Source organism: Virgibacillus halodenitrificans JCM 12304 (assembly GCF_001310895.1).
Lineage (GTDB): Bacteria > Bacillota > Bacilli > Bacillales > Amphibacillaceae > Virgibacillus_Q > Virgibacillus_Q halodenitrificans.
On the sequence record NZ_BAZS01000002.1, the window covers coordinates 34,429 to 49,034 of the forward strand.

The 14,606-nt window shown below is 35.9% G+C and carries 12 protein-coding genes and 1 pseudogene; 12 read left to right on the forward strand and 1 reads right to left on the reverse strand.

What is annotated here, in order from left to right; all coding sequences use genetic code 11:
• The first annotated feature begins 363 nt into the window (after positions 1 to 363).
• The 5 genes and pseudogenes from lon to JCM12304_RS01410 all read left to right on the forward strand — a co-directional run bounded on the left by lon (position 364) and on the right by JCM12304_RS01410 (position 6,243).
• Entirely contained in the window at positions 364 to 2,694 is a 2,331-nt protein-coding gene (gene lon / locus JCM12304_RS01390) for an endopeptidase La (protein WP_060678343.1), read from the forward strand.
• Positions 2,681 to 3,262 carry a ribosome biogenesis GTP-binding protein YihA/YsxC gene (yihA, locus tag JCM12304_RS01395; protein ID WP_019376783.1) on the forward strand — a complete coding sequence of 194 codons (582 nt, stop codon included), beginning with the start codon at positions 2,681 to 2,683 and terminating at the stop codon, positions 3,260 to 3,262. Before lon ends, yihA begins: the two co-directional genes overlap by 14 nt.
• Positions 3,263 to 3,933: 671 nt before the next feature.
• Positions 3,934 to 4,751, forward strand: a pseudogene (locus tag JCM12304_RS01400) (transporter substrate-binding domain-containing protein).
• 83 nt (positions 4,752 to 4,834) lie between these two features.
• The gene (locus JCM12304_RS01405; RefSeq protein WP_026041359.1) at positions 4,835 to 5,485 is read left to right on the forward strand and encodes an amino acid ABC transporter permease; all 651 of its coding nucleotides are present in this window, start codon (positions 4,835 to 4,837) and stop codon (positions 5,483 to 5,485) included.
• A gap of 17 nt (positions 5,486 to 5,502) precedes the next feature.
• Positions 5,503 to 6,243, forward strand: a complete 741-nt coding sequence (locus JCM12304_RS01410; protein ID WP_060678344.1) for an amino acid ABC transporter ATP-binding protein — start codon at positions 5,503 to 5,505, stop codon at positions 6,241 to 6,243.
• 82 nt (positions 6,244 to 6,325) lie between these two features.
• Here the strand turns inward: JCM12304_RS01410 and JCM12304_RS01415 are convergent, their stop codons facing one another.
• Positions 6,326 to 6,805, reverse strand: a complete 480-nt coding sequence (locus JCM12304_RS01415; RefSeq protein ID WP_019376788.1) for a LiaI-LiaF-like domain-containing protein — start codon at positions 6,803 to 6,805, stop codon at positions 6,326 to 6,328.
• Positions 6,806 to 7,084: 279 nt separating this feature from the next.
• Here JCM12304_RS01415 and hemA point away from each other — a divergent pair, with 279 nt between their 5' ends.
• The 7 genes from hemA to spoVID all read left to right on the forward strand — a co-directional run bounded on the left by hemA (position 7,085) and on the right by spoVID (position 14,557).
• Positions 7,085 to 8,446 (forward strand): glutamyl-tRNA reductase, encoded by a 1,362-nt coding sequence (hemA, locus tag JCM12304_RS01420; RefSeq protein ID WP_060678345.1) that lies wholly within the window; start codon positions 7,085 to 7,087, stop codon positions 8,444 to 8,446.
• A gap of 29 nt (positions 8,447 to 8,475) precedes the next feature.
• Complete coding sequence (locus tag JCM12304_RS01425; RefSeq protein WP_019376790.1) at positions 8,476 to 9,300, forward strand: cytochrome c biogenesis protein; 825 nt, start codon at positions 8,476 to 8,478, stop codon at positions 9,298 to 9,300.
• A gap of 11 nt (positions 9,301 to 9,311) precedes the next feature.
• Positions 9,312 to 10,241 carry a hydroxymethylbilane synthase gene (gene hemC, locus JCM12304_RS01430; RefSeq protein WP_019376791.1) on the forward strand — a complete coding sequence of 310 codons (930 nt, stop codon included), beginning with the start codon at positions 9,312 to 9,314 and terminating at the stop codon, positions 10,239 to 10,241.
• Positions 10,241 to 11,002, forward strand: coding sequence for a uroporphyrinogen-III synthase (locus tag JCM12304_RS01435; protein ID WP_060678346.1), 762 nt, complete (start codon positions 10,241 to 10,243; stop codon positions 11,000 to 11,002). Before hemC ends, JCM12304_RS01435 begins: the two co-directional genes overlap by 1 nt.
• 6 nt (positions 11,003 to 11,008) lie before the next feature.
• On the forward strand, positions 11,009 to 11,989 hold the full coding sequence (gene hemB, locus JCM12304_RS01440; RefSeq protein ID WP_019376793.1) for a porphobilinogen synthase: 981 nt from the start codon (positions 11,009 to 11,011) through the stop codon (positions 11,987 to 11,989).
• Between the two features lie 33 nt (positions 11,990 to 12,022).
• The gene (gene hemL, locus JCM12304_RS01445) at positions 12,023 to 13,312 is read left to right on the forward strand and encodes a glutamate-1-semialdehyde 2,1-aminomutase (protein ID WP_060678347.1); all 1,290 of its coding nucleotides are present in this window, start codon (positions 12,023 to 12,025) and stop codon (positions 13,310 to 13,312) included.
• Between the two features lie 162 nt (positions 13,313 to 13,474).
• Entirely contained in the window at positions 13,475 to 14,557 is a 1,083-nt protein-coding gene (gene spoVID / locus JCM12304_RS01450; RefSeq protein ID WP_060678348.1) for a stage VI sporulation protein D, read from the forward strand.
• The last annotated feature ends 49 nt before the right edge of the window (positions 14,558 to 14,606 follow it).

Below are 14,606 nucleotides of genomic sequence, written 5' to 3' on the forward strand. Positions count from 1 at the left end.
TCTTTTTCATTGCAGAATTAATTTTTATAAAAGTTGGTCCAATGATTAGGTATGGATTGAAAGATCTAAATTCTCATTCTATTTGGTGGAAGTTTAATAATAAAATAATACATATGCTAAAGGTAATAAAATATTTTGTTTAGAACGGAATATTTTATCCGAAATTCTACAATCGGTGTTCTGATTTGTTTCTAAATTACATGTTTAGTATAATTTTGAAGGTGAATACTAAAAGTAGCTAATTGATTGCTTTAAGAAGTTGAGCTTTACAACATTAAGAGTATTATTTAGACTTTAAGAACATATGAACAAAAAAAATCGATTAAAATCTGTATAGATTACATAAAAATTGGAGGAATAAAAATGACAAAAGAGACTATTCAACTACCCCTCCTTCCATTACGAGGTTTGCTTGTCTTTCCATCCATGGTGTTGCACCTGGATGTAGGACGAGATAAATCAATTGCTGCTTTGGAAAAAGCGATGATGGGTGACCAAACCATTTTTCTGGCTGCTCAAAAGAAAGTTAGTATAGATGAGCCTGATCCAGATGAAATCTTTCAAGTGGGTACTGTAGCAAAAGTTAATCAAATGCTTAAGCTCCCCAATGGCACAATCAGGGTTTTAGTGGAAGGGTTATATCGAGCGGAAATCGAGCGGTTTATTGAAGATAATGATGAATTCATGGTTGAATTTGTGAAACTTGAAGAAGTGCATGAAAATGAAAATGAAGAAGAAGCATTAATGCGATCTTTACTAGAGCAATTTGAGCAATACACAAAAATATCTCGTAAGGTAACGAAAGACATTTATTCTACTGTAGCAGATATTGAAGAACCTGGAAGACTTGCTGATATTATAACCTCCCATTTGACTTTACGAATTAACGAGAAACAAGAACTATTGGAAATGACTAATGTTCGTAAAAGACTACAAAGACTTGTGAAATTAATCTCTAATGAGAAAAAAGTAATCGATTTAGAGAAAAAGATAGGGGCACGCGTAAAAACTTCAATGGAGAAGACTCAAAAAGAGTATTATCTACGGGAACAGTTGAAAGCTATTCAACAAGAACTTGGGGAGAAAGATGGTAAAAGCGGTGAGGTAAATGAACTTAGGGAAAAGATAGAGCAGTCTGATATGCCTGAACATATTAGGCATGTAGCCACCAAGGAACTAGGTCGTTTTGAAAAAGTACCTCAAAGTTCTGCCGAAAGTTCTGTAATTAGAAATTATTTAGATTGGCTATTACAATTACCATGGACAAACGCTACGGAAGATACTATTGATATTCAACGTGCAGAGGGTATTTTGAATCACGATCATTATGGCTTAGAAAAAGTAAAAGAACGTATTCTAGAATACCTTGCTGTACAAAAATTGACAAATTCAATAAAGGGACCTATTCTTTGCCTAGTGGGACCTCCTGGGGTTGGTAAAACTTCGTTAGCCAAGTCAATTGCAAGATCTATTAACCGGAATTTTGTACGTATTTCCTTAGGTGGAGTACGAGATGAAGCTGAAATCAGGGGACATAGAAGAACTTATATTGGAGCAATGCCTGGGCGGATTATCCAGGGTATGAAAAAAGCTAAAACAATCAATCCAGTCTTTCTATTGGACGAGCTTGATAAAATGTCAAATGACTTTAGAGGAGACCCTTCATCAGCTATGCTGGAAGTTTTAGACCCTGAACAAAATAATAGCTTTAGTGATCACTTCATCGAAGAAACATATGATTTATCAAATGTTCTTTTTATTGCAACGGCTAACTATGTAAATAATATACCCGGTCCACTTCTTGATCGTATGGAACTTATTTCTATCGCTGGTTATACAGAGGTGGAAAAACTGCACATTGCGAAGGAGCATTTACTACCTAAGCAACTGAAAGAAAATGGGTTAAAGAAAGCCAATCTACAAGTAAGAGACGAAGCATTATTGAAACTGATCCGTAAGTACACTAGAGAAGCAGGAGTTCGTAATTTAGAAAGACAACTAGCAGCGTTGTGTAGAAAAGCTGCTAAAATTATTATTTCGAATGAAAAGAAAAGAGTTATTATTACGGAAAACAGCTTGGAAGAGTTGCTCGGAAAACCAGTTTACAGATATGGATTAATGGAAAAAGAAGATCAGGTAGGTACTGCTACTGGACTTGCTTATACTTCTGCTGGGGGAGATACGCTTTCTATCGAAGTATCACATTACCCAGGAAAAGGTAAATTAACCTTAACAGGAAAATTAGGTGAAGTGATGCAAGAATCTGCTCAAGCGGCGTTTAGTTATATTAGATCAAGAGCAGAAGAATTAAATATTGACCGTGATTTCCATCAGAAATTTGATATTCATATCCATGTTCCTGAAGGGGCTACGCCAAAAGACGGTCCATCAGCTGGGATAACGATGGCAACTGCGCTGGTTTCTTCTCTTACAGGAAGAGCTGTAAAGAAAGAAGTAGGCATGACAGGAGAAATTACACTAAGGGGCAGGGTATTGCCAATAGGCGGGTTAAAAGAGAAATCGTTAAGTGCTCATAGAGCTGGAATTAGAACAATTATTATTCCGCAAGAAAACGAAAAAGATATCGAGGACATACCTGAAAGTGTCCGTAAAGATCTAACTTTTATACCTGTTAGTCACTTGGATCAAGTATTGGAACACGCTTTAGTGGGGGAGAACAATGAAAATAACTAATGCTGAAATTGTAATTAGTGCGGTTAGTCAAAAACAATATCCAAATGATCAGTTACCGGAAATTGCTTTGGCAGGTCGTTCTAATGTGGGTAAATCATCCTTTATTAATACCATAATAAACCGGAAAAATTTAGCGAGAACTTCTTCAAAACCTGGGAAAACACAAACTCTTAATTTTTATAAATTAAATAATGCATTTTACTTTGTTGATGTTCCCGGATATGGTTACGCAAAGGTTTCAAAGAAAGAGAGAGAAAAATGGGGCAAGATGATGGAAGAGTATTTTCAGACAAGGGATACTTTAAATGCTGTGATCCTCATTACTGATGTAAGACATGAGCCAACTTCAGATGATATCCAAATGTATGATTTTCTAAAGTATTATCAGCTTCCAGTCATTGTGGTTGCAACAAAATTGGATAAGGTTCCAAAGAATAAAATAGATGCCCATTTAAAGAGAACAAAAGAAACATTAGAAATGGAAGCAGATGATTATCTATTGCCATTCTCGGCAGAAAAAGGATACGGAAAAGAAGAAGCATGGAATCTTCTAAAGAAATTTATTTAATATTATTGCTATCGAAGAATAAACAAAAACTTCGATAGCTTTTTTATTTATAATTATTTAAATGGATGGTTTTAATATGTAGGTAGTCATTATCCCATGATTCGCAAAACAGATAAACTATTACGTAATTTGTGGAGAATGGAGTAATTCATTTTACAGAGGAAGCCCCCATTGATTTGCGTTTCAGGCGGACGCTTTCACATCCCCGGGTACAAGTGCAACATCGTGCTCCTCTTTATCTCGCAGTGTCTTCTTTGCCGCCCGGCATGGCATCAGCCGCCCCCGAAAAGCGCAGTGTTTTTCCGTAGCGGTGTTATTTAGCTATTTTATATTAACTGAGAAATAAGTTTTTCTCTAATGAGCAGTTTACTCCAACTATAAATAACAGAGATAACCTTGTCCGCCTATCAGTTGCAATATAGCAAAATTTTTAAACTACAGACAGTCAATTTTGGGTAAAATTCAAAAAAGTTTAATTGTTCAGTATTATATTTTAGCATTTTGGGGTATATGTAAGGTGGATGGAGTTATTATCGCTATGCTAGTATATATGGGAGTATATGGGCTTATATCAAATTTTCAGGCACTTGGTTCTTTTTCCCACTGCTTGTATACTTAATAGTACAGTTTAGCGAAAGAGAAAAAATACCTAGTGAAAGGAATTTTGGCGAATGAAAAGACTGAATATTGCGTTAATATTAGTTATAATTACTCTAATGTTGGCAGCCTGTGGTGCTGAAAATGAAACAGAAACAGATACTTCCTCAGCTCAGAACGGAAAAGAAGATAACTACAATCTCGTGGAGAAAGGAAAATTGACTTTTGCTGCTTCCGGAGAATTCAAACCTTTTAGTTATATGGAAGGAAGCAAAATGGTAGGTTACGACATTGCAGTGGCTGAAGCTATCGCTGAAAAACTTGGATTGGAAGCTGTGCAACAAAAAGCTAAATTTTCAGGGATTGTTACAGGTGTTAACCAAGGTCGTTATGATATCGCGGTCGCAAGTCATACAATTACCGACGAAAGATTAGAGCAAGTGAACTTTTCGGACCCTTATTATTATTCAGGGCCGGTTATTTATACAAGGACTGATAGTGATATTGAAAAAGCTAATGATCTAAAAGGAAAAGAAATCTCCGTGTCACGGGGTTCTACATATGTGGAAATGGCTCAAGAATATACAGATAATATACCACAGGTAGACAGTGATGTAGTTGCACTGCAATCATTGGCAAAAGGACATCATGATGCAGTAATAACAGATGATATTACTGGAAAAACAGCAATTGAGAATGGTTTAGATATTGAAAATCGCGGTCAGTTAGGTGTTAGTGAACAAGCTGTAGCTGTAGCTAAAGATGACCAAAAACTACTTGAGGATATAAATAATGCACTTAAAGAATTGAAAGAAAGTGGCGACTTGGCAGCATTAGCGGAAAATGGGTGGGCGTAGATATTACTGAGAAACCAGAGGAGATAGAAGAATAATCTACTTGTCTGTAACGTGCGCAGTATATGCGCACGTTTGTGTTTATATGGATATAAGGGAGTGGATAAGTTTGGCAGCAATTATGCATTTTTTTGATGTGTTTATAAATAGTTATGATGTTTTCCTTGATGGATTATGGATAACCTTCAAATTATCACTAGCCTCTTTGGTCATAGCTTTTTTTATAGGTTTGTTTTTTGCAGTATTAAAAATATCGAATATTAGGATTCTTGAATGGATTGCTGATGCTTACATTTGGATTGTTAGAGGCACACCCTTAATCGTTCAAATTTTTATCCTGTTTTATGGTTTAACAGACATATTATTAATACCAATGTTTTGGGCAGGAGTAGCTGGACTTGCTTTTCATAGTGGGGCATATATAGCTGAAATAATTCGAGGTGCAATTCAGTCAATTGAAAAAGGACAGAGGGAAGCAGGGAGATCGCTTGGAATGAGTACAAGTTTAACTATGCGAAGAATCATCCTTCCGCAAGCATTTAGAAGAGCAGTCCCATCTCTAGGTAATCAGTTTATTATAGGCATAAAGGATTCTTCCTTAGTTTCCTTTATCGGGATGCAGGATTTATTTGGAGTAGCAAGTACGATGGGGTCAAATAGTTTTGATTACTTATCATACTTCTTTACAGTTGCAGTATATTATTTATTCATTGTATTAGTATTAACCGTATTGGTTAACAGAATTGAAAAAAGATTGGCAGTAAGTGATTAAAAGGGGGGAAGAGCACAATGGATAATAAAAAGGAAATTATTCGTGTAGATCAATTAAATAAGTCATTTGGTGATTTGCACGTATTAAAGGATATTGATTTGACAGTTATGGAAAGTGAGGTTGTCGTATTAATTGGGGCTAGTGGTTCAGGGAAAAGTACATTACTCCGTTGCTTGAATTTTTTGGAAATGAAAAATGGTGGAGAAATTTTTCTGGATGGAGAGAAAATCAACAAAAGTACCCATGATTTAAATGATATTAGACAACGGGTGGGCATGGTGTTTCAGCACTTCAATCTTTTTCCACATAAAACTGTTCTCGGTAACGTAATTGAAGCTCCTATTCATGTGAAAGGAGAGAATAAAGCAAATGCTATAAAGGAAGGGAAAAAACTATTGGATAAAGTAGGTTTGGAAGATAAATATGATGTTTATCCTTCTACTTTATCTGGCGGACAAAAACAACGAGTAGCTATTGCTCGTGCCCTTGCAATGAAACCGGAAGTTATGTTGTTTGATGAGCCGACATCTGCTTTGGATCCAGAGTTGGTCGGTGAAGTTCTTTCTACAATGAAGGAACTTGCTGAAGAAGGAATGACAATGGTAGTAGTCACACACGAAATGGGGTTTGCACGAGAAGTAGGTGATTGGGTTGTATATATGCATGATGGAAGGATCATTGAATATGGTCACCCGAACGAAATATTTGATCAACCAAGAGAAGAGCGAACTCGATCCTTTATAAGCTCCGTACTATAGCATTCAACTATTCTAAAAAAGAACCTCGTCCTGAAGGGGTTCTTTTTTAGATAGGATTTTTGCCTTATTATGTTAAAAGAATCTACTTCTTTCTCTTTAATAAATAGATTCCGAGAATAATAAGGATAATCGGCCAAAATCTTTCCCCATAATCAATTAATACATAGACCCATGTCAGCCATTCCGGTAATTGAACAGAAAATATGAATACTAGAGCTATACTAATGAGTAATAATCCAGGAAATAACCCTTCTTTTGTTTGCGTGAATTTAATAAGAAAGGCGATTCCTATTATTAATAAATAAACACCCCAATGATCGATCCAAAAAGAATAATTTTGTACTCCGTGAAAATGAATACCAAAACCAAGCAAAATTGTTCCAACAAATAAATTTTGATGTTGCTTTGTTGTGTAACTATGTATAAGAAAAGCTAATCCAATAATAATAAGTAGTGTCTGCCATGAATAAAAATTGGTGATAATAGGTAATCGCAATTCTTTTAGCAAAAAGTAAATACCAATGCCAATGATGATATAAGCCGCTAAGCTATTCTTCCTCATATATTCACCCCATTTAACCATCTTGTTTTCTTGCCATATGTATTTCAATGTGATAAAGTACATTCGGGTTACACAATTTACAATATAGTTACGTACCATCTTAACATATAGTTTCAGAATGTGTTCACATTTTAGCTGAAACTGATGATTCATCCATGTTATAATAAGTATCGACTGAGATTTATTTTATATTAGTGGGATATAATAATAGTGTAAACATTAATCATTTTCGCTGTGCGTTTGTCTATGTAGACTAGCGTTTAGTTGGGGGTAGATCATGTGCATATCATAAAAGTAGGATTCAATTATAAATCAGCTCCTGTGGAAGTCAGGGAAAAACTAACATTTGCCGAGCATACACTTCCTGATGCCTTAAATAATTTAAAGCAGCAGAAGAGTATTTTGGAAAATGTAATCGTCTCAACATGTAATCGAACAGAGATTTATGCCGTTGTAGATCAACTTCATACTGGTCGTTATTATATTAAACAATTTTTAGCTGACTGGTTTCAATTAGAAAAAGAAGCATTTACCTCATATCTTCGTATTGCTGAAAATGACGGAGCATTAGAGCATTTATTTCGTGTTACATCAGGACTTGATTCCATGATTATAGGGGAAACCCAGATACTCGGACAAGTAAGACAAGCCTTTTTTACTGCGCAAGATACAAAAACAACAGGGACTATCTTTAACCAATTATTTAAGCAAGCCATCACCTTTGGAAAACGAATGCAAAAAGAAACAACAATTGGTGAAAATGCAGTATCCGTGAGTTATGCTGCTGTAGAACTTGCAAAAAAGATTTTTGGGGACCTTTCGAATAAGCATGTTGTTATTCTTGGTGCTGGCAAGATGGGGGAGTTGGCTGCTAAAAATCTTCAAGGTTCTGGAGCAACTGAAATCACGGTGGTTAATCGTACATTAGAAAAGGCTGAGGCATTAGCTGATAAGTTCGCAGCGAAAGCAGATCAATTCGATAATTTACTTCCTGTTTTGCAGAAAGCGGACATTCTTATTAGTTCGACGGGGTCAGAAGAGCTTGTCCTTACAAAACAGTCCTTGGCAGCTATTCAAAAGAAAAGAAAGGGTAATCCTTTATTTCTTGTAGATATTGCTGTGCCTAGAGATTTAGATCCACGAATTGGAGAGCTTGAGAACGTATTCTTGTATGATATTGATGATTTACAACATATTGTGGATGAAAATCTTCAAGCAAGAAAAGCGGCTGCTGAGCAAATTGAAATTCAAGTTGAAGAAGAAATTGTTTTATTTAAAGAGTGGCTAAAAACCTTAGGAGTTGTTCCGGTTATTTCCGCTCTGCGCCAAAAGGCTCTTTCTATTCAAGCTGAAACGATGAAAAGCATTGAAAGAAAGATCCCTGATCTAACAGTAAGAGAGAAAAAGGTATTGAATAAACATACGAAAAGTATTATAAATCAGCTTCTTAAAGAGCCGGTTACTCAAGCAAAGGAACTAGCGGATAGTAAAGATGCCGATGAAGCATTAGCACTGTTTGTCAATATTTTTGGTATTGAAGAAGAAGTGAAAGAAGAGTTAGCAAAACAAGTAGTTAAAAAAAGAATAATAATGAAAAAAACAACGAGAAAGAAGTATCCTTTCCGAATATTAGTCCATTAACTACTTTTTAAGGTGAAAGGATTCTAACTATGTTTGAATTAAAATGGGTTTATGAATTTATTTTAATTATTTATGGCTTAAGTTTGGTTAGTTACTTCCTTGATTTTATCCAAGATAACCGGAGAGCAAATCGGATTGCTTTCTGGTTACTTAGTATGGTTTGGGTTATTCAAACCCTTTTTTTATTGCTTGAAGTAGTGATAGAAAGGAATTTTCCTGTAATCACATTAAATGACGGCCTGTTTTTTTATGCCTGGGTACTTGTTACAATATCCTTAATCATTAACAAGCTTTTTACGATTCATTTCATCGCTTTTTTTACTAATTTATTTGGCTTTTTTATTTTGTTATTTCATATCTCTACAGTTGCACAAAATGACATGAAAGCTAATGGCGTCCAATTGGTGCATGAAATCTTAGTGAGCCATATTACATTAGCAATCGTGTCTTATGGCTTTTTCACTGTATCCTTCTTAATTTCTGTTATGTACTTAGTTCAATATAAGTTGCTCAAGAAGAAAAAAGGATTTAAGTGGATGTGGAGATTTGGTGATTTGAATAGATTGGATACCTTTTCTTTTTGGGCAATAACAATAGGAGTACCTTTACTTTTAATAGGGATTATTCTGGGTGTCGTATGGGCATATTCTTCCCGTGCGGAGTTTTATTGGTTTGATCTCAAAACAATAGGGTCTATACTTGTGTTAGCTGTGTATATTTTATATTTAATCTTGCGATTGGTAGGTGGCTACAAAGGGAAGACGATAGCAATTTATAATACCGCTGCGTTTCTAGTTCTCTTAATTAACTTCTTTTTATTTAGCTTGCTATCAAATTTTCATTTTTCATTTTAGGAGGAATTTAGTTGCGTAAAATAGTTGTTGGTTCAAGAAAGAGTAACCTTGCATTAACACAAACAAATTGGGTGATTGACCAGTTGAAAAAAGCTGGAGTTACAAATGATTTTGAAGTGAAAAAAATTGTGACAAAAGGGGATAAAATTCTTGATGTAACATTGTCAAAAGTAGGTGGGAAAGGTCTGTTTGTGAAAGAAATTGAACAGGCTATGTATGATGAGGAGATAGACTTTGCTGTTCATAGTATGAAAGATATGCCTTCAGTTATGCCAGAAGGGCTCGTAATTGCATCAATTCCTGATCGGGAAGATCATCGTGATGCTTATATTGCTAAGGGAAACACACCTTTTCGTGATCTTCCAGCTGGAGCGATTGTAGGTACAAGTAGCTTAAGACGATCTGCTCAGATACTCGCAGAGAGACCAGATGTAACTATTAAATGGATAAGAGGTAATATTGAAACTAGATTACGTAAGCTAGAGGAAGAGGACTATGATGCCATTATACTGGCAGTTTCGGGACTTAAACGCGTTGGATTAAGTGAAGAGTTGATAACCGAATATCTTGAACCTGAAATTTGTGTCCCTGCTGTAGGACAGGGTGCGTTAGCTATTCAATGTAGAGAAGATGACACGGAAATGCGCAACTTGTTAGAAAAGATCAATAATTCGTATACTACAAGAACTGTGGAAGCGGAAAGAACCTTCTTGCGCTTATTGGAAGGTGGTTGCCAGGTTCCGATTGGAGGATATGCTTACCTGGAAGGTGATGAAATAATTCTTACTGCATTGGTTGGTACCCCGGATGGGAAAACAATATTAAAGGAAGAAGTGCGAGGAAAAGATCCGGAATCAGTTGGAGAAATTGCAGCAAATCGATTAATTAAGCAGGGTGCAAAAGAAATAGTGGAAAAAGTAAAAGAGGAATTGGATCAATAATGAATGTATCCTTACAAGGAAAACAAATACTTGTAACTAGAGAAAAAAAACAAGCAAAAGAATTTGCTGACTTAATTCTGGAGCATCAAGGAATACCCATTGAAGTTCCTCTATTAACTGTTTCATGCAAGGATCGTAAAGAGAATCAAGAGGTTTTGCAATCCATTTCAAATTATGATTGGATTTTCTTCACAAGTGCTAACGGGGTGAAGTGCTTTTTTGAAACGGTAGAGAAGTATCTCACCCCTGAAAATGCACTTCCAACTAATATTGCCGTAGTTGGTCATAAGACAGAAAACGCGTTAAAAAGGTTTGGTTATAGTGCAAAGTTCAGACCATCCGTTTATAACGCAGAAGTAATGGGGATGGAATTTTTAACAGAATTCCCCAACCCTGGGTCTATTCTACTTGTAAGAGGGAACCTTTCCAGGGATGTACTTCCAACTACTTTTATTGATAATGGTTTAAACTTTGATTCTATAGAAGTATATGAAACATCTTATAATTTTCTAGTCAAAGAGCAATTGAACAAACATCTGGAAAAAAGCCAAATTGATTTTATTACCTTTACAAGCCCTTCAACGGTAGAGTCATTTTGCGCAATGGCTGCTAAAAAAACAGGATTTGTGTATGTATGTATTGGAACGACCACTGAGAATAAGGCGAGGGAAGTAGGGTTATCACCTATTATCTCTCCAAGCGAATTTACTATAGAAGAAATGGTAAGAAGTATAAGTAAATATATTTCTATGAAAGGATAGATAGATATGAAGAACATGCCGGAATTTAAGCGACATCGCAGATTAAGATCTTCAGCAGCTATGCGTTCCATGGTGAGGGAAACACATATAAGCACAGATGATTTAATTTATCCTTTATTCATTTTGGAAGGTGAGAACACGAAAAATGAAGTACCTTCGATGCCAGGTGTTTACCAAATTACAATGGATATTTTAAAAGAAGAAGTAAAAGAAATTCATTCCCTTGGAATAAAATCCATGATACTTTTTGGAGTACCTAATGAAAAAGATGAACATGGAACAGGTGCATACATAAAAGACGGGATTATCCAAGAAGCAACACGTGTGATTAAAAAGGAAGTCCCTGATATGCTAGTAATCGCAGATACTTGCCTTTGCGAGTATACATCTCATGGCCATTGTGGAGTAATTCATAATCAAGATGTAGATAATGATGAATCACTTGCACTATTGGCCAAAACGGCTGTCTCCCAGGCTGAAGCCGGTGCGGACATTATTGCTCCATCCAATATGATGGATGGGTTTGTAACAGTTATTCGTAAAGCTTTGGATGAAGCAGGGTTTACAAATATTCCGATCATGTCTTACGCGGTAAAATATGCCTCTTCTTTTTATGGACCGTTTCGTGATGCTGCAGATAGTACTCCTCAATTTGGAGACCGAAAAAGTTACCAAATGGATCCTGCAAATAGACTAGAAGCCATGCGTGAGGCAGAATCTGATATGCAAGAAGGTGCTGACTTCTTGATTGTAAAACCAGCTTTATCTTATCTGGATATCGTTCGTGATGTGAAAAATAAATTTAATGCACCTGTAGTAGCTTACAATGTCAGTGGTGAATATTCAATGGTTAAAGCAGCAGCATTAAATGGATGGATAAACGAAAAAGAATTAGTACTTGAAAAGCTTACTTCCATGAAAAGAGCTGGAGCAGATTTAATCATTACCTATTTTGCTAAAGATGTTGCTAAGTGGTTAAGTGAGTAAGATTCAGATTAACTTAAATTGGAGTGAGAAACTATGAAGAGCTTTGAAAATTCAGTAGATGCATACAAAGAGGCTGTTGATTTAATGCCTGGTGGTGTAAATTCACCTGTTCGTGCATTTAAATCTGTTGGCATGTCGCCAATTTTTATGGAGTCCGGAAAGGGTTCTAAAATTGTGGATATTGATGGAAATGAATATATAGATTATGTATTAAGCTGGGGGCCACTTATTCTTGGACATGCCGATGATAGGGTGGTAGAGAAGTTGAAAAGTGTAGCTGAGAAGGGCACTAGTTTCGGTGCACCAACTAAGTTGGAAAATGAATTGGCAAAGCTTGTGATCGATCGTGTGCCATCTATTGAGATGGTTCGTATGGTTAATTCAGGCACAGAAGCAACGATGAGTGCATTACGATTGGCCAGAGGTTATACAGGAAGAGATAAAATATTAAAGTTCGAAGGAAATTATCATGGACATGGCGATTCCTTATTAATTAAGGCAGGCTCTGGTGTTGCAACACTGGGATTACCTGATAGTCCAGGTGTTCCAGAGTCAATTGCTAAAAATACGATTACTGTACCCTACAATGATATGGAAAGTGTACGTTATGCATTTGAGAACTATGGTGAGGATTTAGCTGCTGTAATTGTAGAGCCTGTGTCTGGTAATATGGGAGTAGTTCCACAAAAAGATGATTTCTTAAAAGAGTTAAGAGAAATTACTGAAGCAAACGGAACAGTTTTAATCTTTGATGAAGTGATGACTGGTTTCCGTGTCGGATATAATTGCGCACAAGGGCATTTCGGTGTAACACCTGACCTGACTTGTCTTGGTAAAGTGATTGGTGGAGGTCTACCTGTAGGGGCATATGGTGGAAAACGCGAGATTATGGAAAAAGTAGCGCCTACAGGATCCATTTATCAGGCGGGTACCTTGTCAGGAAATCCATTGGCCATGACGGCTGGTTATGAAACGCTACGAGCTCTAAATGAAGAATCTTACAAAGAAATAAATAAAAAAGTGGATAAGTTAATTAATGGGTTTAAACAAGCTTCAGAAGAGTTCCATATTCCTTTACAAATTAACCGTGCTGGTTCTATGGTTGGGGTGTTCTTCACTAATGAAGAAGTAATTAATTATGAAACAGCACAGACCTCCAATCTCGATTATTTTGCACAATATTATAGAAATATGATTGAAGAAGGCGTATTCCTTCCGCCTTCTCAGTTTGAAGGATTATTTCTTTCTACTGCTCATACTGATGCGGATATTGAGAAAACAGTTAAAGCGATAAGAAATGCCTTTTCTAAAATTGAAAAATAAAATGAATTTTAATCTTAATAATACACTAAAAGCTATTCCTTAATTAAGGAATAGCTTTTTCTATTTTTCTATTGTTTTTAAAGCATATCTTATTTGAAAAGAACATATAGATAATTAAGACATATGAGTTTAAGGAAATATATGTTGAAGGGAGGAAGTCTGTTGGAAAACGAAAGTTCAGTTTTCAGTTTTGAGTTGAACGAGTCCCTTTATTTTGAAAAGGGACAGGAAGTTTTGGAAATGAGAGGCATTTCACTTGATCCAGAAATCTCTATACAACCATTCAATGAATACATTTCCATTCGTGGTGTTATTGAATTGCAAGGAGAATATGTAAAAGAAGTCCAAATAGAAGATAAGGAAAATCGATTCGACTATGATGCTTTTCAGTCAAAACGTTTTGTAGAAAGGGTTATGGATAATGATGATGGCACCTTGGAATTTACACATCGATTTCCAGTAGAGATTTCGGTACCAACATACCGTGTAGAAAACTTGGAAGAGGTAAGCGTATATATTGAGTCTTTCGATTATGAGTTACCCGAAAAAGATCATTTGAAACTCTATTCTACCGTACAAATCCATGGGGTAAATCAACTGGTAGAAAGTGCTGAAAACCGCGTGGATGTAGAACAGGAAGAAGAGTCATCTGAAGGAGTAGAGCAAGAAACATTTGAATTTGAGATTAAGCCAGAGAATGAGTCAATAAATGAATTGGATTCTACACAGGAAGAACAAGAAATTCCGCGTTTTCTTCCAAGCTCTCTAAGGGATGATTCTCTTGAAGAAGAAGGGGAAGATAAGGAGGAAGAGAATAACATAGAGGAAGACGAAAAAGGAAACCGATGGAAGTATAAGGAAACAAAAACGTTAACGCAGTTTTTTGAAGATTTATCATCTAAAGAAGAACTAAGTGTCGAGGATCCAGAAATCTCCTCTTCTAGTATTGCAGATGATTATTCTTCTCCATCCTCTGATTCACCATCAATCTCACATGAAATAATGGAAAGTAGTAATAGTCGTGAAGTTGAGGATGTGAGTTATTTGTCTGACATGTTCCGTCATTCTGATGAGGAGCAATATTCTAAGATGAGACTCTGTTTTGTGCAGCCAAATGACACGATTGAAACCATAGCTGAACGTTATCAGATAACAACTTTACAATTGATAAAGCAGAATAGATTAGATGAAGAATATGATGTATCTGAAGGGCAATTACTTTATATCCCTCATACTAAGAAATAAAAATGGGCCCCTTGGTTGAAAAATCAAGGGGTCTGCTACATAGGGGGTA